The organism is Streptomyces sp. NPDC028635 (genome assembly GCF_040637635.1).
Classification (GTDB): Bacteria; Actinomycetota; Actinomycetes; order Streptomycetales; family Streptomycetaceae; genus Streptomyces.
Window position 1 is genome coordinate 56,807 of record NZ_JBEZWX010000009.1, and the last position, 21,861, is coordinate 78,667.

Annotated in this window: 19 protein-coding genes; 8 read left to right on the forward strand and 11 right to left on the reverse strand. The window is 71.5% G+C overall.

The window, feature by feature from the left end; genetic code table 11:
• Positions 1-21 precede the first annotated feature (21 nt).
• The 5 genes from AB0E88_RS12405 to AB0E88_RS12425 all read left to right on the forward strand — a co-directional run bounded on the left by AB0E88_RS12405 (position 22) and on the right by AB0E88_RS12425 (position 6,093).
• Positions 22-1,545 carry an MFS transporter gene (locus AB0E88_RS12405; protein WP_361628188.1) on the forward strand — a complete coding sequence of 508 codons (1,524 nt, stop codon included), beginning with the start codon at positions 22-24 and terminating at the stop codon, positions 1,543-1,545.
• Between the two features lie 230 nt (positions 1,546-1,775).
• A complete protein-coding gene (locus AB0E88_RS12410) occupies positions 1,776-2,537 on the forward strand; it encodes a DeoR/GlpR family DNA-binding transcription regulator (RefSeq protein ID WP_361628191.1) in 762 nt (253 codons plus the stop codon).
• Positions 2,534-3,481: a 1-phosphofructokinase gene (gene pfkB / locus AB0E88_RS12415; protein WP_361628194.1), complete on the forward strand. Its 948-nt coding sequence runs from the start codon at positions 2,534-2,536 to the stop codon at positions 3,479-3,481. The genes AB0E88_RS12410 and pfkB overlap by 4 nt, the downstream gene beginning before the upstream one ends.
• 170 nt (positions 3,482-3,651) lie before the next feature.
• Entirely contained in the window at positions 3,652-5,703 is a 2,052-nt protein-coding gene (locus AB0E88_RS12420; protein ID WP_361628197.1) for a fructose-specific PTS transporter subunit EIIC, read from the forward strand.
• A gap of 129 nt (positions 5,704-5,832) precedes the next feature.
• Complete coding sequence (locus AB0E88_RS12425; protein ID WP_361628200.1) at positions 5,833-6,093, forward strand: hypothetical protein; 261 nt, start codon at positions 5,833-5,835, stop codon at positions 6,091-6,093.
• 11 nt (positions 6,094-6,104) lie between these two features.
• Here the strand turns inward: AB0E88_RS12425 and AB0E88_RS12430 are convergent, their stop codons facing one another.
• From AB0E88_RS12430 to AB0E88_RS12445, 4 genes are all read right to left on the reverse strand, one after another.
• Positions 6,105-6,845 carry a DUF6227 family protein gene (locus tag AB0E88_RS12430; RefSeq protein ID WP_361628203.1) on the reverse strand — a complete coding sequence of 247 codons (741 nt, stop codon included), beginning with the start codon at positions 6,843-6,845 and terminating at the stop codon, positions 6,105-6,107.
• 176 nt (positions 6,846-7,021) lie between these two features.
• Positions 7,022-8,245, reverse strand: coding sequence for an Ig-like domain-containing protein (locus AB0E88_RS12435; RefSeq protein ID WP_361628206.1), 1,224 nt, complete (start codon positions 8,243-8,245; stop codon positions 7,022-7,024).
• 483 nt (positions 8,246-8,728) lie between these two features.
• Positions 8,729-9,760 (reverse strand): P1 family peptidase, encoded by a 1,032-nt coding sequence (locus tag AB0E88_RS12440; protein WP_361628209.1) that lies wholly within the window; start codon positions 9,758-9,760, stop codon positions 8,729-8,731.
• Positions 9,761-9,811: 51 nt separating this feature from the next.
• Positions 9,812-11,041 (reverse strand): low temperature requirement protein A, encoded by a 1,230-nt coding sequence (locus tag AB0E88_RS12445; RefSeq protein WP_361628212.1) that lies wholly within the window; start codon positions 11,039-11,041, stop codon positions 9,812-9,814.
• Positions 11,042-11,107: 66 nt separating this feature from the next.
• Between AB0E88_RS12445 and AB0E88_RS12450 the strand changes: the two genes are divergently transcribed.
• The gene (locus tag AB0E88_RS12450) at positions 11,108-11,290 is read left to right on the forward strand and encodes a hypothetical protein (protein WP_361628215.1); all 183 of its coding nucleotides are present in this window, start codon (positions 11,108-11,110) and stop codon (positions 11,288-11,290) included.
• Between the two features lie 20 nt (positions 11,291-11,310).
• On the opposite strand, the gene mscL is transcribed toward AB0E88_RS12450, so the two are convergent.
• From mscL to AB0E88_RS12480, 6 genes are all read right to left on the reverse strand, one after another.
• Entirely contained in the window at positions 11,311-11,766 is a 456-nt protein-coding gene (mscL, locus tag AB0E88_RS12455) for a large conductance mechanosensitive channel protein MscL (protein ID WP_361628218.1), read from the reverse strand.
• 138 nt (positions 11,767-11,904) lie between these two features.
• The gene (locus AB0E88_RS12460; protein WP_361628655.1) at positions 11,905-12,447 is read right to left on the reverse strand and encodes a hypothetical protein; all 543 of its coding nucleotides are present in this window, start codon (positions 12,445-12,447) and stop codon (positions 11,905-11,907) included.
• 263 nt (positions 12,448-12,710) lie between these two features.
• The gene (locus AB0E88_RS12465; protein ID WP_361628221.1) at positions 12,711-13,553 is read right to left on the reverse strand and encodes an S-methyl-5'-thioadenosine phosphorylase; all 843 of its coding nucleotides are present in this window, start codon (positions 13,551-13,553) and stop codon (positions 12,711-12,713) included.
• A gap of 90 nt (positions 13,554-13,643) precedes the next feature.
• Complete coding sequence (locus AB0E88_RS12470) at positions 13,644-13,961, reverse strand: FmdB family zinc ribbon protein (protein ID WP_361628224.1); 318 nt, start codon at positions 13,959-13,961, stop codon at positions 13,644-13,646.
• Positions 13,962-14,028: 67 nt separating this feature from the next.
• Positions 14,029-15,321 (reverse strand): MFS transporter, encoded by a 1,293-nt coding sequence (locus AB0E88_RS12475; RefSeq protein WP_361628227.1) that lies wholly within the window; start codon positions 15,319-15,321, stop codon positions 14,029-14,031.
• Between the two features lie 279 nt (positions 15,322-15,600).
• On the reverse strand, positions 15,601-17,100 hold the full coding sequence (locus AB0E88_RS12480) for a potassium/proton antiporter (RefSeq protein ID WP_361628658.1): 1,500 nt from the start codon (positions 17,098-17,100) through the stop codon (positions 15,601-15,603).
• Between the two features lie 213 nt (positions 17,101-17,313).
• On the opposite strand from AB0E88_RS12480, the gene AB0E88_RS12485 reads away from it, so the two are divergent.
• Positions 17,314-20,130, forward strand: a complete 2,817-nt coding sequence (locus AB0E88_RS12485) for a penicillin acylase family protein (RefSeq protein ID WP_361628230.1) — start codon at positions 17,314-17,316, stop codon at positions 20,128-20,130.
• A gap of 113 nt (positions 20,131-20,243) precedes the next feature.
• Here the strand turns inward: AB0E88_RS12485 and AB0E88_RS12490 are convergent, their stop codons facing one another.
• A complete protein-coding gene (locus tag AB0E88_RS12490) occupies positions 20,244-20,843 on the reverse strand; it encodes a 5-formyltetrahydrofolate cyclo-ligase (protein WP_361628661.1) in 600 nt (199 codons plus the stop codon).
• A 113-nt stretch (positions 20,844-20,956) separates the two neighbouring features.
• On the opposite strand from AB0E88_RS12490, the gene galU reads away from it, so the two are divergent.
• Entirely contained in the window at positions 20,957-21,859 is a 903-nt protein-coding gene (galU, locus tag AB0E88_RS12495) for a UTP--glucose-1-phosphate uridylyltransferase GalU (RefSeq protein WP_361628233.1), read from the forward strand.
• The last annotated feature ends 2 nt before the right edge of the window (positions 21,860-21,861 follow it).

The window sequence follows — 21,861 nt, forward strand, 5'->3', positions numbered from 1 at the left end:
CTGGCGTCCTACCTTCGGTGCATGACCTCCACCGAGACCGAAACGCACCTCACCGCACCACCCGCCGCCGGTGACCGCCGCCGCTGGTTCGCCCTGGCGATCGTGATGACGGCGGCCTTCATGGACCTCGTCGACGTGACGATCGTCAACATCGCGATCCCGTCCATCCAGCGGGACGCGGGCGCCTCGTTCAGCCAGATCCAGTGGATCACCGCCGGCTACGCGCTCGCCTTCGCGGCCGGTCTCATCACCGGCGGCCGGCTCGGTGACATCCACGGCCGCAAGCGGGTCTTCCTGATCGGCATCGGCGGCTTCACGCTGGCCTCCGCCCTGTGCGGTTTCGCCGTGAACCCGGAGATGCTCGTCGCCTCCCGCGTACTGCAGGGCGGCATGGCGGCGCTGATGGTGCCCCAGGTGCTGTCGATCGTGCACGCCACGTTCCCGGCGCACGAACGCGGCAAGGTCTTCGGCCTGTTCGGCGCGATCATCGGTCTGGGCGCGGTGTCGGGACCGCTGCTGGGTGCCCTGCTGACGGAGTGGAACCTCTTCGGTCTCGAATGGCGGCCCATCTTCCTGATCAACCTGCCGGTCGGACTGGCCGCCTGGTTCCTCGGCCGCCGTTTCATCACCGAGTCGCGCGCCCCGCGCGCCCTCAAGCTCGACCTGGTGGGCGTGGCCCTGGTGACGCTCGGTCTGCTGATGCTGCTCTACCCGCTCACCCGCGGCCGTGAGCTGGGCTGGCCGCTGTGGGGATACGGCTCGATGGCCGGCGCGCTCGTCGTCTTCGGTGTGCTGGTCGGCTACGAGCGGCGCAAGGCGGCGCGGGACGGCTCCCCGCTGGTGGAGCTGTCGCTGTTCCGGATCAAGAGCTTCGCGGCCGGTATCGCCGTGCAGACGGTGTTCGGGATCGCGCTCGGTGTGTTCTTCCTGGTGTGGACGCTGTACATGCAGATGGGGCTGGGCTGGAGCCCGCTGAAGGCCGGTCTGACGGGTGTGCCGTTCTCGATCGCCGTGTCGCTGGCGGCGGGGCTGAGCGTGCAGAAGCTGGTCCCGCGGTTCGGGCGCGGGGTGCTGCGGGCGGGCGCGCTGATCATGGCGCTGGGTGTGCTGCTGTATCTCGCGGAGGCCGGGCACTACGGCCTGGCCATCGCCCCCTGGCAGATGGCGCTGCCGCTGGTGGTGATGGGCCTCGGCATGGGCCTGATCGTCGCGCCGCTGACCGACGCGGTGCTGTCCCAGGTGCCGCGCGAGCACGCCGGTTCGGCGTCCGGCCTGATCAACACCGTGCAGCAGATGGGCAACGCGCTGGGCCTCGGCCTGGTCTCGGTGGTCTTCTTCGGTGAGATCGGCGACCGGCTCACCCGGGCCGAGGTGGGCCCGGCCTTCGTGCACGCCTTCCAGCACGCGCTGGGCTGGGTGGCGGCGGTGATGGCCGTGATCTTCCTGCTGATGTCCGCGCTGCCGAAGCGTCCGGCGCAGCACGTGGAGGGAGCGGAGACGGACGAGCCCGCGGCGGCGGAGCAGGAGCGCGAACTGGTGCACTGAGCACCACCGTCCAAGGAAGGGCCCGGCACCTGAGGTGCCGGGCCTCTGCCGTGCCGGACCCTTGTCGTGCCTGCTCATGGCCCGCCCCATGTCCGGAACCATGTCCGGGTTGATTTCCGATCATGCCCGTTTCACTTCTGATTGCGCCCGAAGCTGTTTACTTTCCGGAAATCCGGGCGTAGCCTCCGAGTGAAGCCACACGTACGGGTACGAGTCGGAGGCGAACGGACATGTACGCACCGGAGCGGCAGCAGGAGATCCTCCGGCTCGCCCGGGACGGCGGCCGGGTGGACGTCGTGTCGCTCGCCGAGGAGTTCCAGGTGACGGCGGAGACCATCCGACGTGACCTGAAAGCCCTGGACCGGGCCGGCCTGGTGCGGCGCGTGCACGGCGGTGCCATCCCCGTGGGCCGCCTGGACTTCGAGCCGGACCTCACCGAGCGCGAGTCCACCGCCGCCGACGAGAAGGACCGCGTCGCCAAGGCCGCCCTCGCCGAGCTGCCCACCGAGGGCACGGTGATCCTCGACGCCGGCACGACGGTCGCCCGCCTGGCCGCCGCGCTGCCGCTGGAGTCCTCGCTCACCGTCGTCACGCACTCGCTGCCCATCGCGGCCCGCCTCGCCGACCACCCGGGCATCCAGCTCCACCTCGTCGGAGGGCGGGTCAGGCACCGTACGCGTGCCGCCGTGGACGCCTGGGCGCTGCGGGCGTACGGCGAGATCCGCGCGGACGTGCTGTTCGTGGCCGCCAACGGCTTCTCCGCCGAGCACGGTCTGACCACCCCCGACCTCGCCGAGGCGGCGGTCAAGCGCGCGGCCGTCGCCGCCGCCCGCCGGGTCGTCCTGCTCGCCGACTCCTCCAAGCACGGCCAGGAGCACTTCGCCCGCTTCGGCGACCTGAGCGACGTGGACCTGCTGATCACCGACAGCGGGCTGAGCCCCGAAGACACCGCCGTCATCGAGCGCGGCGGCACGGAAGTAGTACGCGCATGATCCTCACCGTCACCCCCAACCCGTCCCTCGACCGCACCTACGAGGTCCAGGCGCTCAAGCGCGGCGATGTCATCCGCGCCGAGACCGAGCGCACGGACCCCGGCGGCAAGGGCGTGAACGTCTCCCGCGCGGTCGCGGCCGCCGGGCGGCGCACGGTCGCCGTACTGCCCCTGGGGGGCGCGCCGGGCGCGCTCGTCGCCGAGCTGCTCCACGCGCAGGGCATCGAGGTCGCGCCGGTCCCGGTCGCCGGGGCCACCCGCTCCAACATCGCGCTGGCCGAGGCGGACGGCGTCTTGACGAAGATCAATGCGCCGGGCCCGCACCTGACCGCCGCCGAACAGGAACTGCTGCTGGAGACCGTGCGGGAGGCCTCGCGCGGCGCCGACTGGATCGCCTGCTGCGGCAGCCTGCCGCGGGGACTCGCCCCCTCCTGGTACGCCGATGTCGTCAGCCGGGCGCACGCCGGGGGCGCGCGGATCGCCCTGGACACCTCCGGGCGCGCCCTGCTGGAGGCGCTGCGCGCCCGGCCCGACGTGGTGAAGCCCAACGCCGAGGAGCTCGCGGAAGCGGTCGGGCGCCCGCTCGCCACGGTGGGCGACGCGCTCAAGGCGGCGGAGGAACTGCGCGAGATGGGCGCGGGCGCGGTGCTCGCGAGCCTGGGTGCCGACGGACAGCTGCTGGTCGACGGCTCGGGTGCCTGGTTCGGCAGCGCCCGCGTGGACGCCGTACGCAGCAATGTGGGCGCCGGTGACTCCTCCCTGGCCGGCTTCCTCATCGCCGGCGGCAACGGCCCCGACGCCCTCGCCTCCGCCGTCGCCCACGGCGCCGCCGCCGTGACGCTGCCCGGCAGTGTGATGCCGGCCCCGGACGACCTGGACCCGGCGGCCGTGACGGTCACGGACCGGGTGCCGGTGGACCGCCCGCTTCAGGAGCCGGTGCCATGACGGCCCGCGTCACCGCCGCCGTGCGGCGCGGCTTCTCCTTACTCCCGTGACACCGGCCGCCCCCGCCCCCGTCATCCCCTTCCCCCTCCCCGCCCCCACTCCCTCCCCACCCCCGTCCCCCTTCCCGCCCCTCCCACCGACCGGGCGATACGCGAGCTAAGGAGCCCGCGATGAGCGACATGATCACCGCGGAACTGGTCGATCTCGACCTGTCCGCCACGACCAAGGAAGCGGCGGCCCGTGCCCTCGCCGAGCGCATGGTGGCGCTGGGCCGGGTGACCGACCTGGACGGCTTCCTCGCCGACGTGGCCGCACGTGAGGCGCAGATGCCGACCGGCCTCGACGGCGGCATCGGCATCCCGCACTGCCGCAGCGCCCATGTCACCGAGCCGACGCTGGCCTTCGGGCGCAGCGCCGACGGGATCGACTTCGGCGCCGCGGACGGTCCGGCCGACCTGATCTTCCTGATCGCCGCACCGGCCGGTGCCGACGACGCCCATCTGACGATCCTGTCGTCGCTGGCCCGCCAGCTGATGAACGCCGAGTTCACGGGCGCGCTGCGGTCGGTGGGCGGGGCGGACACGGCGGCGGCGCTGATCCGCGGGGACCTCAGCCCCGCGGACGCCGAGGCCGCGCAGGCCTCCCAGAACTCCGTGGCGGTGCCGGTGGCGGCCTCCGCCGGTGCCGCCACGGACACCAGCACCCCGGACGCCGGCGAGCGCCCGTTCCGGATCGTCGCCGTGACCTCCTGCCCGACCGGCATCGCCCACACCTACATGGCCGCCGAGTCGCTGGAGAACGCGGGCCGTGAGGCGGGCGTCGAACTCACCGTCGAGACCCAGGGCTCGGCCGGCTTCACCCGGCTCGACCCGGCGGTGATCGCGGACGCGGACGGCGTGATCTTCGCCCACGACGTGCCGGTGCGCGACAAGGACCGCTTCGCGGGCAAGCCCACCGTCGACGTCGGTGTGAAGGCGGGCATCAACCGCCCGGCCGAACTGATCGGCGAGGTACGGGCGAAGGCGGCGCGCGGCGAGGTGAGCGCCGCGGCCCCCGCCTCGGGCTCCACCCCAATCGAGCGCACCGGCGAAGCGGGCGAAGGCTACGGCACCAAGCTCCGCAAGTGGCTGATGTCCGGCGTCAGTTACATGGTGCCGTTCGTCGCCGCGGGCGGTCTGCTCATCGCGCTCGGCTTCGCGATCGGCGGCTACAAGATCAACAAGGCGCCGTCGGTCATGGACCACTTCATCTGGACCCAGGCCGACAGCTGGGGCGCGCTGCTGTTCCAGATAGGCGGCGTGGCCTTCGGCTTCCTCGTCCCGGTCCTCGCCGGGTACATCGCCTACGGCATGGCGGACCGGCCCGGCCTGGTGCCCGGCTTCGTCGGCGGCGCGATCTCCCTCACCATCAACGCCGGCTTCCTCGGCGGCCTGGCCGCGGGTCTGATCGCCGGCGGGGTGGTGATGGCCATCCAGAAGGTGCGGATCCCGGCGGCCCTGCGCGGCATCATGCCCGTGGTGGTGATCCCGCTGATCTCCGCGGCGATCGTCGGGTTCCTGATGTTCGTGGTGATCGGCAAACCCATCGCCTCGGCCCAGAAGGGCCTGACGGACTGGCTGAACGGCCTCACCGGCACCAACGCCGTCCTGCTCGGCGCGCTGCTCGGCCTGATGATGTGCTTCGACCTCGGCGGGCCGGTCAACAAGGTCGCCTACACCTTCGCCACCGCCGGAATCGCCGTCGCGAGCCCCAGCGACTCCGCGATGAAGATCATGGCAGCGGTGATGGCCGCCGGCATGGTCCCGCCGCTGGCGATGGCCCTGGCCACGACCGTGCGCGGCAAGCTCTTCACCGAGACCGAGCGGGAGAACGGCAAGGCCGCCTGGGTCCTCGGTATCTCCTTCATCTCCGAGGGCGCCATCCCGTTCGCGGCGGCCGACCCGCTGCGGGTCATCCCCTCCGCCATGGTCGGCGGCGCCATCACCGGCTCCCTGTCGATGGCGTTCGACGCGACCCTGCGCGCCCCGCACGGCGGCATCTTCGTCGTCCCGCTGATCGGCAACCCGCTGCTCTACCTGGTCGCCATCGCGGCGGGCGTCTGCGTCAGCACCGCCCTGGTCGTCGTCCTCAAGGGGCTGCGCAAGCCGGCCCCCGGCGCCCCCGAGGCGGGGACGGGTGAGAGCGCGGCGGCCACGGGCGCCAAGCAGCCGGTGGCGGCGTAACAAGGAGAGCCCATATATCCCTTTCAGGCGCTGTGAGTTGTTCACGGCGCCTGTCAGGTTAGAGAACGCAATGCGAGATGCGTCACGGTCCGGGGTCAAAGTCCCGGACCGTGGTGTTCACTGGAACGCATGCCCGAGCCTTCCTCGATCCTCCAGTCGGCAGGGATGGCCGTCCTCGCTCTGGCCGGCATCGCCTGGCTGATCGGCATCACCCGCATGCTGCGCCGCTTCCGCCAGGAGGCGATCATCCGGAGCTTCACCCCGGACGCCGCCCTGTCCGCCCTCCCGGGCCCGCGCGAGACCGGCCCCCACCTGGAAGCCGTGGAACTCACCCCGGCGGAACGGGACGCCTTCGCCAGCCTGGTACGCCGCCTCAGCGACGGCGGCTGAAGGGCTCCGCGCTACGAGGAGACCCGCTCGGCGCGCCGCTCCATCGCGGCCCGGGCCGCCTCCTCGCTCGGGTACACCTCGCACATGTGCCGCCCGTCCGGGGTCGCCGTGTGCTCCACCTCCCACAGGGCCATCTCGCGGCCGTCACGCAGCAGGAACGCGTGCTCGTAGAGCGAGAAGCACAGTCCGATACGGCCCGCCCGGCACGGACGGCCGAACGCCTGCGTGATCCGGTGCCCCCGCGCCGTGGCCAGCACGGCCGCGGTCTCCCCGTCGGGACGGTCGGCGTTCTCCGCGCGCCGCAGCAGCCGCCGCGCGTGGTCGGCCGAGCCGTCGGTGAGGTACACCTGCCGCGGCCGGGGAACGGGCGCGGGGTGCGCCGGCACCGGCAGCTCGAACTCCGTCCCGTCCGGCGGCAGCGGCAGCCGGGCCGTGGCCGCGCGCAGCTCCTCCTCGTCGACGTACACCTCGTGCTGCGGGTCGCTGCCCGGGGCCGTGTTGTGGACCAGCTCCCACAGGGTCAGCGCCTGGCCGTCGGCCAGGAGCCAGGTGTGCCGGTACGTCTCCCGGTGCAGCCCCGCGCTGTGGTGCGCGGAGTGCAGCGAGCCGTCGTACGCCAGCGCGCAGTCCAGCCGCCCTATCACGTCGTCGGGCAGCTCGAAGGAGTTCAGGGCGCGGCCGAGAATCCGCGCCAGATGATCTTCCGGCGACGCAGGTGGTTCGTACACCGCGGTCTCGTACGGAACGCTCAAGGTGTCTCCCGGCGCTTGCTGCATGTCACCCAGTGGGTGCATACCGTAGCCCCTCGGTCGGACATCGTGTCCGGGAACCGAGAAAACGTGTGCCCGGAAAACGCGCGGGCCGTGCGGGAAGTTCCCACACGGCCCGAGGAGCGTCAACGCCCCCTGCACGCCCGGCGATCACCGCCTCACGCGGCACTCCCGGCGACCCACTCGCTCCAGCCCATGTTCCAGCCGTTGAGCCCGTTGTCGGGGGAGACGGTCTTGTCCGGCGAGTTCTTGACGACCACCACGTCACCGATCAGCGAGTGGTCGTAGAACCACTTCGCCTGGGTGTCCCCCTGCGCGCCCCGCACATCCGCCAGGCCGACACAGCCGTGGCTGGTCCCCGCCCGGCCGAAGGGCGGATTGCCCTTGTTGTACCAGTAGTTGCCGTGGATGAAGGTGCCCGACTGCGTCAGCCGCATCGCGTGCGGCACGTCCGCGATGTCGTACTCGCCGCCCAGCCCGACCGTCTGGCTGTTCATCCGGGTCTGCGTGAACTTCTCGGAGATCACCATCGCGCCGTTGTAGGTGGTGTGCTCCGGGCTGCCGGACGAGATCGGAATCGTCTTCACGGTCTGCCCGTCCCGCACGACCGTCATCGTCTGCGTGTTGACGTCCACGGTGGAGACCTGGGACCGGCCGACGGTGAAGGTGACGACCTTCTTCTGCACCCCGAAGACCCCGTTGGCCCCCTGGACCCCGTCGAGGTCGATCTTCATGGTGACCTTGGAGCCGGCCTTCCAGTAGTCCTGGGGCCGGAAGTCCAGGCGCTGCTCCCCGAACCAGTGCCCGACCACCTGCTGGCCGCTGCTGGAGGTGACCGTGATGTGCGACTGCACGGCCTTCTTGTCGCTGATCGCCTTGTCGAAGGTGAACGACACGGGCATCCCGACGCCGACGGTCGTGCCGTTGTCCGGCGAGTACGTCCCGATGAAGCTGTTCGACGACGAGACGGTGGTGAAGATGGAGTTCGCGGCCGCCGTACGGCCGCCGGAGTCCTTCGCCGTCGCGGAGATCTGGTACTTCGTGCCGCGTTCCAGCTGCTCCTTGGGCTTCCAGGTGCTGCCGTCGGCGGATATCTCACCGGCCACGGACTGCCCGGTGCCGGCCACCGTCATCTTCACATCCGTCAGCTTGCCGTCGCTGACCTTCACTCCGGTGCTGTTGATCGAGGCGCCGGTCGAGCCGTCCTTGGCCGAGATGGCTATCTTCGCGACGGAGGTCTTGGTGTCGCCGCCACCGCCGCCGCCCTTGTCGTCGTTGCTGGCGTTGGCGTTCCCGCCGCACGCGGTGAGGGTCAGGGCGCCGACCATCAGGGCGGCACAGGCCCCCAGTACGCGCCGCGCTGCTGTGTCCGGCGTTGTCACGGGCTGCTCCCAATTTTCGTCGATCACTCCAAGGCGTGAAGAAAGAGCGATCAAACGACTGCTCCGGTTCCCACGTGACAGAACTGCGACAATTCCCTGCCGGGAGCTGCCAGGCCGGGTGCCGCACCCGACGGTTCGCACCGAACGAGGCGGCAGCGAACCGAAGGTGGGGTGCGCGTCACCACGACGTCGGTGCACCCGCGCGCGGCGGGAAGGGGCCGGGGTGGGGGGTGTCCGCCCGCAGCGGCCGGCACCGGCGGAGGGTGCCCTCGTCGGGGACGGGCGGCCGGACCGAGGACGGGCACCCCCCACCCCGGCCCCGACCCACCACGCACCGCAGGCGAGACCGCAACCGACCACGCACCGGCACGGGCCGCCGCAGGCACAAAAAGGGGCGCGGGGAACTGCGCGACCAGCCACTCGAAACCCGCACAGGCGCCGCAGGCAAACGCGACCGGCCAACCACCGCCCCGCGGCCACCACTCACGCCCGCCCGAACAACTCCCCGTACGACGGCCACCCCTCCACCGACTCCGCCGCCCGCACCGCCCGCACGATCGCCCGCGTCACCACATCCGCCCCCGCCGCGAGCAACGCGTTCAACGCCAGTGGATCCTCCGCCGGCAACGCACGCACCCCCGTCGCCAGCGCGAACACGCTGTCCCCGTCGTTCAGAAGATGCACCGGCCGCACCGCCCGCGCGATCCCGTCATGCGCCGTACCCGCCATCTTCTGCGCCTGCGCCTTCGACAGCACCGCGTCCGTGGCGACCACGGCCAGCGTCGTGTTCATCGGCGGAGCCACCCGCGCGGCCGCCAGCTCCTGCAACCGCGCCCGCGCCGCCTCGACCACCTCCGTCGGCGGGTACGCCACCCGCCGCCCCCCGAACAACTCCGCGTACATCTCCCCGTACAGCACCCCCGTCCCCGGATCCACCACCGATCCCGCCGCGTTCGCCACGACCAGCGCCCCCACCGTGACACCGGAGTCGAGCACCACGCTCGCCGTCCCGACCCCGCCCTTCAGCACCCCCACGGCCGCCCCCGTCCCGGCCCCCACGCACCCTTCCGTGACAGCCGCCCCGACCGCGCTGTCCGCCGCGGCCTCGACCGCGGCACGCCCCGTCGACGCGTCCGGCCGCGCCCGGAAGTCACCACCGCGCCCGAGGTCGAACACGCACGCCGCCGGCACCACGGGCACGACGTGCGTGGGATCCGGCCCCACCCGCACCCCCCGCCCCCGCTCCTCCAGCCACGCCATCACCCCGGACGCCGCGTCGAGCCCGTACGCGCTGCCCCCGGTGAGCACCACGGCCTCGACCTTCTGTACGAGGTTGCGCGGATCGAGGGCGTCGGTCTCCTTCGTGCCCGGCCCGCCGCCGCGCACGTCCACGGCGGCCACAGCACCCCCCTCGGGGGCGAGGACGACGGTGGTCCCGGTCAGCCACCCGTCACCACGGCACGTGGCGTGCCCGACCCGCACCCCGATGACATCCGTCAGCGCGTCAACTGTCATGCGCCCCAGTGTGAACGACCCGTGTCATCCGACCCGGTTCCACGACCGATGTCACCCCACCCCGTGCGCGGAGCGCGTCCGCGCTGTCAGCGCCACCCCGACCGCCACCGCGAGCCCCGACACGATTCCCGCCGCGAGCACCGCCCATTCGCCCAGGAACGTGCAGAGAATCACGAGCAGTGCCGTGACCGGCAGGACCATCTGCTGTGCGATGCCGACCTTGAAGTGACGGGCGTGCAGCGCCCACACGGTCAGCAGGTACAGCGCCGTCGGAAGCGTCACCGCCGCCGACGCGGCCGTGGTGGAGATGTGCGCCGAACCGACCGCCTGCTCCACGGCCACCTCCAGCCCCGCGCCGATCGCCGCCGCGGAGGCGAAGATCAGGTAGTGGCCGTAGCCCCACACGAACGCCTGCCGGCTGGAGCGCAGGTGCCCGTGGATCGGCACCACGAAGTAGATCCACCAGGCGGCGAACACGATCAGCAGCCCGCCCGCCGCGATCGGCAGCAGCTCACCGAGCGCGTCGTGCTCGTCCACGGCCGACTTGACCGCGACCGTGGCCGCGGCGATCGTCTCGCCGAGCACGATGATCGTGAACAGTCCGTAGCGCTCGGAGATGTGGTGCGGATGCCAGGCCGTGGTGAAGGACCTCTCCGCGATCAACGGCACCGACAGCTCGGCGAGCACCATCACCAGGAACAGCCAGGGCCGCGCGGGCTCCGGCAGCACGATCAGCCCGACCCAGCCGACCTGGCAGAGCAGCACCCCGCAGGCGTACCGCACCGCCGCGGTCCGCTCCGCGCCCTCGGCCGATCTCGCGGCGCGCAGCCACTGCGCGACCATGGCCAGCCGCATGATCACGTAGCCGAGCCAGACGACGAAGAAGTCGTGTTCGTCGAAGGCCCGTGACACCCCCGCCGCGAGCACCAGGACACCGGCGATCTGCAGGAGGGTGACGACCCGGTACAGCACGTCGTCGTTGTCGTACGCGGAGGCGAACCAGGAGAAGTTCATCCAGGCCCACCAGATGGCGAAGAAGACCATCGCGTAGTTGAGGATGCCCTGGCCGGCATGCCCGTCGGCCAGGAAGTGCACCAGCTGGACGCCGGCCTGGGCGATCGCGACGACGAAGCACAGGTCGAAGAGGAGTTCCAGCGGTGAGGCGACGCGATGGGCCTCGTCGCGGCCGCGGGCGGTGAGCCTGCGCAGGGGCCGGTGCCGGGCAGGCACGTCGGAGCGCGCGTCGGAGGGCGCGGGGGACTGGCTGGAACTCGGCGTCATGTGTCCCAGCACACCAGATAACCGGACGAAAATCTTCGGGCCGAGGCCGCGGCGTAACCTGGAGGCATGAGCACCGCTTCCGCCCCCGAGCCGCGCGACCCGAAGGCCGCGCTGGTCTTCGACGACCCGCTCGCGCTCCAGTCCTCGGACGACACCGACGGCGGGTGGGGCGAGCGTCCCGCGACGACCGGCGACAGCGCCGCCGACCTGAAGCGCTTCCTCGACGAGAAGCCGCCCCACCACATCTGAGGTTCCGGGAGCGTCTCCCGCTACTCGCCGCGCCCGGCGGTCCGCTGGGCGACCAGCGTGTCGCGGATCTCCTTGAGCACCTCCAGCTCGCTGACCTCGACGATCTCCTTCGTGCCCTCCCGGGCCGCCTTGCGGTCCGCCTGGCGGGCCAGGTACTTCGCCATCGGCAGGACCATCAGGAAGTAGACCACCGCGGCGGTGATCAGGAAGTTGAGGGTCGCACCGAGGACGGAGCCCCACATGATGCGGATGCCCTCGTCCTTCGTGCAGCTCGCCGTCAGGCAGGAGCTGTAGTTGTCCAGGCTCTGGGTGCCGATCGCCCCGACCACGGGGTTGATCACGCCCTTCACCACCGAGTTCACGATGTTGGTGAAGGCGGCGCCGATGACCACCGCTACTGCCAGATCGACGACATTCCCGCGCATCAGGAAGGCCTTGAAGCCCTCCCAGACACTCGGCGCCTTCTTCTCGCTCACCTCGAGGCCTTTCCTCGTCCGTACGGCATGTGGAGTAAATCGCTCCGCAACCTACGACAGGCCAAGGGAGGCATGTCCAATCCGGTAACTCGATCGTGCCACTTGACAAACTTTCGCACAGGCGCCGAGTCACCCTCCTCACCCCACCGTCACCGCGAGCCGTGCGGTCGCGCTCGCCCCGACGAGCCGCGCCGCCGTGGCCCGCGGCACCGACAGCACGACGAGGGTGCCGCCGCCCGTGACGTCGTCCGTGACCTCGGGCAGCCGGGCCACGCGGGCACCGCGCGCCACGACCCGCGCATCCCCGCCACCCGTGCCGTCCTCGGCGGCGATGACGTCCACCCGGTCGCCCGGCCGCAGCAGGCGCACCGTGCCGGCGTCGGCGATCCGGACCGGCGCCGCGACCGTCCCGCCGGCCGGGCGGCCCGGCGGATGCCCGCGGACCCGGTCGGGCCCGGTGGTCCCCCGCGGCCCGGCCGCCACCAGCGCGGCCGCGGTGACGGCCAGCCCGACGGCGACGGCCCGCCTGCGGTGCCGGGCGAGCCGGTGCGCCAGGTGACGCACGCCGCCCACCCGCACCGGCGCGAAGTGCGGAACCTCGCGCGTGGGCGGCACATCGGCCCCGGGCGGACGCGGACAGGACGACGAGGAAGAGGGGGCATGGGGGAGGGAGAGGGACACGGACACGGGATCACCACCTGTGGCGAGGGCTTCGGCTTGCGCACACCACGATGAGCCCTCGCGCCGCATCCCGCGGACGCCCGTGGACCACCCACGGATTGTGGAAAACCCCGTCACCCGTACGGGACGTTCCGGCCCCGACGGCGAGATGGCCCACCGTCACACCGACGGCAGACGGCTGACGGCCGCCCGTCACACCGACGGCAGAGGGCCGCCCCTCACACCGGCGCCGACGGCCCACCGTCACGCCGGCGCCGACCCCGTCACGGCAGCGTGAACCCCGGATCCATCCCCCCGAGCGCCGACGCGCACAGGCAGTCCCGCTCCTCGGTCGCCGGCAGTGCCGCCACCGCGTCGAAGAGCACCCCCCGCATCCGGTCCACGTTGGCCGCGAACACCCGCAGCACCTCGTCGTGGGAGACGCCCTCGCCGGTCTCGGCGCCGGCGTCCAGGTCGGTGACCAGGGTGAGGGAGGTGTAGCAGAGCTCCAGCTCACGGGCGAGCGCAGCCTCCGGATGACCGGTCATGCCGACCACCGACCAGCCCTGCGCCTGGTGCCACAACGATTCGGCACGCGTCGAGAAGCGCGGCCCCTCGACCACGACGAGCGTTCCGCCGTCCACCGCCTCCCAGTCGCGCCCCCGCGCCGCCTTCAGCGCCACCGCGCGCCCGACGGGGCAGTACGGGTCGGCCAGCGACACGTGCACGACGTTCGGGACGACGCCGTCGGGCAGCGGCAGCCCGTCGAAGTAGGAGTTCACCCGGGACTTCGTACGGTCCACGAGCTGGTCCGGCACCAGCAGCGTGCCCGGACCGTACTCGGGGCGCAGGCCGCCGACCGCGCACGGCCCGAGGACCTGGCGCACGCCGGCCGAGCGCAGCGCCCACAGGTTTGCGCGGTAGTTGATGCGGTGCGGCGGGAGGTGGTGGCCGCGCCCGTGCCGGGGCAGGAACGCGACCCGGCGGCCGGCGATCTCACCGAGGAAGAGGGAGTCGCTGGGCGGACCGTAGGGGGTGTCGACCTGGACCTCGGTCACGTCGTCCAGGAACGAGTAGAAACCGGAGCCGCCGATCACGCCGATCTCCGCGTGCGCCTTGTTCGCCATGTCCGCACCCTAACCGGCGGTGCACATGCCGAGGACCCCGGCGTCGGGCGACGACGGGGTCCCGCGGGGAGCGAAGCGGAGAGGCGCGCCTCAGGCGGCGGTGGTGCTGCTGCTCGAGGAGCCGCTGGAGCTCGACGAGGAGCCCGCGTCCGAGGAGGACGAGGAGGACGAGGTCGTCGTGGAGGACGAGGACGACGACTTCGACGACGCCGGCGAGCTGCTCGACGAGGAGCCGCGGCTGTCGTTGCGGTAGAAGCCGGAGCCCTTGAAGACGATGCCGACCGCGGAGAACACCTTCTTGAGGCGGCCCTGGCAGTTGGGGCACTCGGTCAGGGCGTCGTCGGTGAACTTCTGCACCGCCTCGAGGCCCTCGCCGCACTCGGTGCACTGGTACTGGTAGGTGGGCACTGTCTTCCTCCTGGCACTCTCACTCGATGAGTGCTAACGACGAACCATAGTGACGTATTCCCGGGCGTCAGTCCACTGTCACCGGCACGCGGTGACCCACGCCACGCGCGACGGTACGGCCCCGGGCGGGCGCCACCAGCCGCGAGCGCAGCGCCAGCAGGGTCGCGAGGGCGAGCACCGTGCCGCCCATCGGCACCAGGAACCCGGCGCCGCCCCAGAAGCGGTCCTCGAGCTGGCCGGCGACGGTGACCGCCGCGGCCTGGCCGAGGGCGACCGCACCGGTCAGCCAGGTGAACGCCTCGGTGCGGGCGCCGGCCGGGACCAGGCCCTCGACCAGGGTGTAGCCGGTGATCAGGGCGGGCGCGATGCACATGCCGACCAGCAGGCCGAGCGCGGCGAGCAGCAGCACCGAGTGGGCGGTCCACAGCGCGGACGCGGCCAGCGCGAGGGCGGTGTAGCCGACGACCAGGCGGCGCTGCGGGGCGACCTTCCAGGCGATGGCGCCGCAGACGACGCCGGAGATCATGTTGCCCGCGGCGAAGACGCCGTAGAGCACGCCGTTCAGGCCGGGCTCGCCGATCGACTCGGTGAACGCGGCCAGCGAGACCTGCATGCCGCCGAAGACGGAACCGATGCCGAGGAACGTCACGATCAGCACCCGCACGCCGGGGACGCGCAGTGCGGAGGCGTGCTGCACGCGCGTGTGCTCGCCCCCGGTGTGGACCTGGGGCTGGGTGCTCTTCTGCGCGGCGAACAGCAGACCGCCGACCAGGGTCAGCGCGGCCTCGGTCACCAGACCGGCGGCGGGCGCCACCGTGGTGCACAGGGCGGTCGCCAGCAGCGGGCCGACCACGAAGGTCAGCTCGTCGGTGACGGACTCGAAGGCGGCGGCGGTGCTCATCAGCGGGGAGCCCTTGAGCTTCACGCCCCAGCGGGCCCGCACCATCGGCCCGACCTGCGGCACCGAGGCGCCCGTCGGCACGGCCGCCACGAACAGCGCCCACAGGGGGGCGTGCGCGAGGGCGAGCGCGGTGAGGGTGAGGCCGGAAACGGAGTGCACGATCACGCCGGGCAGCAGAACGGCGCGCTGGCCGTAGCGGTCGGCGAGGCGGCCGCTGTAGGGGGCGAACAGGGCCATCGACACGCCGGTGACGGCCGCCGCGGCGCCGGCCGCGCCGTAGGAGCCGGTGGTGTGCTGCACGAGCAGCACGATGGAGAGGGTGAGCATCGCGAACGGCTGTCGTGCCGCGAAGCCCGGGAGCAGGAAGGTCCAGGCGCCGCGGGTGCGCAGCAGCTGCCCGTAGCCCGGGCGGGCGGCAGTGGCCGCCTTCTTCTTCTCCGAGGTGACCGTGGACGCCACGGCCCGTGCCTTTCTGCCGCCTGGTAGCGCGGCGCCCTTGTAAGGGCACCGTGCGCCGAGAGCTGTCCTCTTGCGCGGACTGCGGTAGATGCCGGGGCCCACGGTGAGGGGCTGCACGGCCGCCATACGGTCGCGCCAGCTCTGCGTCAGGCAGAGTTGGTTCGATCAGGGGTGCGCCTTTATCGTACAGGGTTTCCGTGGGGCGGCCCTGTGAAAACGAGCACCGTCAGCTTGTTCACCTGTGATTGGCCGGGGCGGCGGAAGGCGGTCGTGTCGCCGTCACCGCTCCTCGCCGCCCGGGCCCAGCCAGTCGGCCAGCTTGCCGCCCTGGGCCACCGCGCGCAGCCGGCGCTCGGCCGCGTCGCGCACCGGGTCGGTGGTGACGACGAGCAGTTCGTCGCCGCGTCGCAGAACGGTCGTGGGCAGCGGCACGAAGGAGGTGCCCTCGCGCACCACGAGGGTGACCGCCGCGCCCGGTGGCAGGCGCAGCTCGTTGACCTCGACGCCGTGCATCCGGGAGCCCTCGGGGATGTTCACGGACAGCAGGTGGCCGCGCAGCCGCTCCAGGGGCGCGGACTCGATGCCGAGGTCGGCGGTCTCCGTGTCGTCGCCCAGGCGCAGCAGACGGGCGAGCCAGGGCAGGGTCGGGCCCTGGAGCAGGGTGTAGACGACGACCAGGACGAAGACGATGTTGAAGACGCGGCGGCTGCCCGTGACGCCGTTCACCATGGGGATGGTCGCCAGGATGATGGGGACGGCGCCGCGCAGTCCGGCCCAGGACATCAGCGTCTGCTCCCGCCAGGGCACCCGGAACGGTGTGAGGCACAGCACCACGCTCAGCGGTCGCGCCAGCATGGTCAGCACCAGCCCGATGACGAGCGCGGGCCACACGTCGTCGCCCAGCTCGTGCGGGGTGACCAGCAGGCCGAGCAGGACGAACATGCCGATCTGCGCGATCCAGCCGAGCCCTTCGGCGAAGCCCCGGGTGGCGGGCCAGTGCGGCAGCTTGGCGTTGCCCAGCAGCATCGAGGCGAGGTAGACGGCGAGGAAGCCGCTGCCGTGGGCGAGGGCGCCCGCCGCGTAGGCGGAGACGGCGATGGCCATCACGGCGATCGGGTACAGGCCGGAGGCGGGCAGGGCGACGTGGCGCAGGCCCCAGGAGCCGACCCAGCCCACCGCCAGCCCGACGGCCGCGCCGATGGCCAGCTCGAGGGCTATCTCGCCCAGCAGGACGTACCAGTGCTCGACCGGGCCGGCCGTGGAGAAGGCGACGACCAGGATGACGACGGGTGCGTCGTTGAACCCGGACTCCGCCTCCAGCATGCCCGTCACGCGCGTGGGCAGCGGGATCCTGCGCAGCACCGAGAACACCGCCGCCGCGTCCGTCGAGGACACCACCGCACCGATGATCAGTGCCTGGCGCCACTCCAGGCCGACGAGGTAGTGCGCGCCCGCTGCCGTCACCCCCACGCTCACCGCGACCCCGCCCAGCGCCAGCGCGGAGGCGGCCGGAAGGACGGGTTTGATCTCCTTCCACTTCGTGCCGAGTCCGCCCTCGGCCAGGATCACGACCAGGGCGGCGTATCCGATGACCTGGGTCAGCGCGGCGCTGTTGAAGTGGATGTGCCCGACGCCGTCCTGGCCCATGAGGATGCCGATGCCCAGGTAGACGAGCAGGCTGGGCAGTCCGCTGCGCGAGGAGATCCGGACTGCTGCCACGGCGACGAGCAGGACGAGCGAGCAGACGAGCAGGAGCTGGTTGAGGTGGTGAACAGTCAGCGGCCGTTCCTTCCTGCGATCTTCCGATTACTTCGTTACCTTACCTAACTCTTGACGATTTCTTGACGCTGGACGAGGCAAGATCGATCGCCTGCCCGGGCTGGTTGCAGACTCCGCGTCAAGTGCCACGGGGCCCTGCGCCTATGGTTGCTCCAGCGCTCAGTTAAAAGCACAGCCGAACCTGCCGCTCGCGTTAGGACAGCAAGGACAGCGATGCCCCCCAACACCACCGCCACAACGGGTGACAAGCCCGGCAAGTCCGGCAGGAAGAAGGGGCACAAAGCCCGTCTTATCGTGCTCGTCCTGGTGCTGGCGGTCATCGGCGGCGTCGGCTTCGGCGGGTACTGGTCGGTCAGCACCGTCCGTGCGTCGTTCCCGCAGACCAAGGGGTCGATCACGCTGCAGGGCCTGTCCGGCCCCGTCGACGTCAAGCGCGACGGCTACGGCATCCCGCAGATCTACGCCTCCTCCGACGCGGACCTGTTCATGGCGCAGGGCTTCGTCCAGGCGCAGGACCGGTTCTACGAGATGGACGTGCGCCGGCACATGACCTCCGGGCGCCTGTCGGAGATGTTCGGCAAGAGCCAGGTCGACAACGACGCCTTCCTGCGCACCCTGGGCTGGGACCGCGTCGCCAAGCAGGAGTACGACACCAAGCTGTCCGCCTCGACCAAGAAGTACCTCCAGGCGTACGCCAAGGGCGTCAACGCCTACCTGGCGGGCAAGGACGGCAAGGACATCTCCCTGGAGTACGCGGCGCTGGGCTTCAGCAACGACTACAAGCCCGCGCAGTGGACGCCGGTCGACTCCGTCGCCTGGCTGAAGGCGATGGCCTGGGACCTGCGCGGCAACATGCAGGACGAGATCGACCGCGCCCTGATGACCAGCCGCCTCGGCCCCCAGCAGATCGCCGACCTCTACCCGCAGTACCCCTACGACCGCAACAAGCCGATCGTGCAGGAGAGCGGATACGACGAGGCGACCCACTCCTTCGGGCCGGGCAGCGGCAGCGGCTCGGGCAGCGGCTCCGGCGCCTCGCTCAACGGCACCGGCACCGGCAGCGGCACCGGGACCGGTGCGGGCACGGGCACCGGCACCGGTGGCTCCACCTCCTCCGGCGCCGGCCTGCAGAGCCAGCTCGCGGGCCTGTACAAGGTCCTGGACCACGTCCCCACGGCCGTCGGCGTCAACGGCAACGGCATCGGCTCCAACTCCTGGGTCGTCGGCGGCGACCACACCATCACCGGCAAGCCGCTGCTCGCCAACGACCCGCATCTGTCGGCCTCGCTGCCGTCCGTCTGGTACCAGATGGGCCTGCACTGCCGCAGCGTCTCCAGCGCCTGCCCGTACGACGTCACCGGCTACACCTTCGCGGGCATGCCCGGCGTGGTCATCGGCCACAACAAGGACATCGCCTGGGGCATGACCAACTCCGGCGTCGACGTCAGCGACCTGTACCTGGAGAAGGTCACCGGCGACGGCTATCTGTACGGCGGCAAGGTCAAGCCGTTCGTCACGCGCGAGGAGACCATCAAGGTCGCCGGCGGCGAGACCAAGAAGATCGTCGTCCGCCAGACCCAGGACGGCATGCCGCTGCTGTCCGACCGCGACGACGAACTGGTCAAGGTCGGCAAGAAGGCCACCGTCGACACCGCGGCGCCCGACCGCGGCGACGGTTACGCCATCGCCCTGAAGTGGACCGCCCTGCAGCCCGGCACCTCCATGGACGCCGTGTTCGCGATGGACAGGGCGGAGGGCTGGAAGGACTTCCGCGACGCGGCGAAGCTGTTCGACGTGCCGTCGCAGAACCTGGTCTACGCCGACAGCAAGGGCGCCAAGGGCAACATCGGCTACCAGCTCCCCGGCAAGATCCCCACGCGCGGCAAGGGCGACGGCTCGCTCCCCGCGCCGGGCTGGGACCCGAAGTACCGCTGGACCGGGTACCTCGACTTCGACAAGCTGCCCTACGAGTACAACCCCGAGCGCGGCTACGTCGTCACCGCCAACCAGGCCGTGGTCGACGCGGACAAGTACCCCTACACGCTGACCACCGACTGGGGCTACGGCACCCGCAGCCAGCGCATCGCCGACCTGATCGAGTCCAAGATCAAGGGCGGCGGCAAGGTCTCCACCGACGACATGCGCCAGATGCAGCTGGACAACAGCAGCGAGATCGCCAAGCTGCTCGTGCCGACGCTGCTGAAGATCGACGTCGGCGACAAGGACGTCCGCCAGGCGCAGGAACTGCTCGAAGGCTGGGACTACACCCAGGACGCCGACTCGGCGGCCGCCGCGTACTTCAACGCCGTGTGGCGCAACGTCCTGAAGCTCGCCTTCGGCAACAAGCTGCCCAAGGAGCTGCGTGTCGAGGGCCAGTGCCTGTGGGTCGACCCGGTCAGCACCACCGGCCCGGTGGACGACACCGACAAGGTGCGCGAGTGCGGTCAGCGCGACGCCGACCAGGCGCAGCCCGACGGCGGCGACCGCTGGTTCGAGGTCGTGCGCACCCTGATGGACAAGCCGGACAGCGACTGGTGGAAGGCGCCGAGGTCGGGCACGCGCCCCGCGGCGCACAACCGCGACGAGCTGTTCAAGCGGGCCATGATCGACGCCCGCTGGGAGCTGACCGCCAAGCTCGGCAAGGACATCGACACCTGGAGCTGGGGCCGGCTGCACCGCCTGTTCCTGAAGAACCAGACCCTCGGCACCGAGGGCCCGGGCGTCCTGAAGTACGTCCTCAACCGCGGCCCGTGGAAGCTCAGCGGCGGCGAGGCGGCGGTCAACGCCACCGGCTGGAACGCCGCCGGCGGCTACGGCGTCGTCTGGGTGCCCTCGATGCGCATGGTCGTCAACCTCGACAACCTCGACAAGTCGAAGTGGATCAACCTCTCCGGCGCCTCCGGTCACGCCTACAGTGCCCACTACACCGATCAGACGGACAAGTGGGCCAAGGGCGAACTGCTGCCGTGGTCGTTCTCGCCGAACGCGGTCGACCAGAGCACCAGCGACACGCTCGTCCTGAAGCCGTGACCGGCTGACCGCAAGCGTCCCGAAGCCGTGACCGGCTGACCGCAGGCGAAGGGCCCTCCACGCGCGTGGAGGGCCCTTCGGCGTCCTCGGGCCGGCCCCGCGCCGTCCGTGGCTCAGGGCGCGGAGAAGCGGCGCACCCCGGACGGGGTCACCACCGCGTGCACCGGGTGGTCGTGCGGCTCCTCGGGCACGCGCGTGACGACCTCCGTGTCGTACAGCAGCACCACCAGCGCGGGCCGCGCGCCCGCGCGCTCCAGGCGGGCGAGCACCCGGTCGTAGGAGCCGCCGCCGCGCCCCAGGCGCATCCCGCGCGTGTCGACCGCCAGTCCCGGCAGCAGGACGACGTCGGCGCCGGTCACGGCCTGCGGACCGAGTCGCTCACCGGCGGGTTCCAACAGGGCCATCTTTCCGCCATGTTGCACGCGCGCCAGGGAGTCCTCGCCCGTGTACTCGCCCCAGTCCAGGTCGTTGTCCTCGAGCAGGGCGGGGAGCAGCACGCGCACGCCCCGCGCGCGCAGCGCGTCGAGCAGCGTGAGGGTGCCGGGTTCGCTGCCCACGGAGACGTACGCCGCCACCGTGCGCGCGTGCGCCAGCTCCGGCAGCGACAGGGCGCGTTCGGCGAGGGCGGCCGCGGCATTCGTCACATCGGCCGGGGTCAGTGCGTTCCGCGCCGCCAGGAAACGCCGCCGAACGGCCCGCTTGTCCGGCTCCATGACCGGTCCGATTTCACCCACTTGTCGCTCCCGTACCGTTCTCTTGTGCTCATATGAGCGCTGATGTCCGGGAGTCGCGGGCCGCCCTCCGCACACCGGTTAAGGTGGCGGTCATGACCCAGTCGCACCCCAGGATCAACAAGGCTGTCATCCCGGCGGCAGGCCTCGGCACCCGGTTCCTGCCGGCCACCAAGGCCACGCCCAAGGAGATGCTGCCGGTGGTCGACAAGCCGGCGATCCAGTATGTGGTCGAGGAGGCCGTCACCGCGGGCCTCGACGACGTCCTGATGATCACGGGCCGCAACAAGCGCCCGCTCGAGGACCACTTCGACCGCAACTACGAGCTCGAGTCCGCGCTCGCCGCGAAGGGCGACACGGACCGGCTCGCCAGGGTGCAGGAGTCCCAGGATCTCGCGACGATGCACTACGTGCGTCAGGGCGACCCCAAGGGCCTCGGTCACGCCGTGCTGTGCGCGGCCCCGCACGTCGGCGACGAGCCGTTCGCCGTGCTCCTCGGCGACGACCTGATCGACCCGCGCGATCCGCTGCTGCAGCGGATGATCGAGGTCCAGGAGCAGTGCGGCGGCAGTGTGATCGCCCTCATGGAGGTCGCGCCCGAGCAGGTCCACCTCTACGGCTGCGCCGCCGTCGAGGCCACCGAGGACGGCGACGTCGTCAAGGTGACCGGCCTCGTCGAGAAGCCCGACCCGGCCGACGCCCCGTCGAACTACGCGATCATCGGCCGCTACGTCCTCGACCCGGGCATCTTCGACGTACTGCGCAAGACCGAGCCGGGCCGCGGCGGCGAGATCCAGCTCACCGACGCCCTCCAGCAGCTCGCCGAGGACGAGAAGGTCGCCGGCCCCGTGCACGGCGTCGTCTTCAAGGGCCGTCGCTACGACACCGGCGACCGCGGCGACTTCCTGCGGGCCATTGTCAGACTGGCGTGCGAACGTGAGGACCTGGGCCCGGACTTCCGGACCTGGCTCCGCAGTTACGTCACCGAGGAGATGTAGCC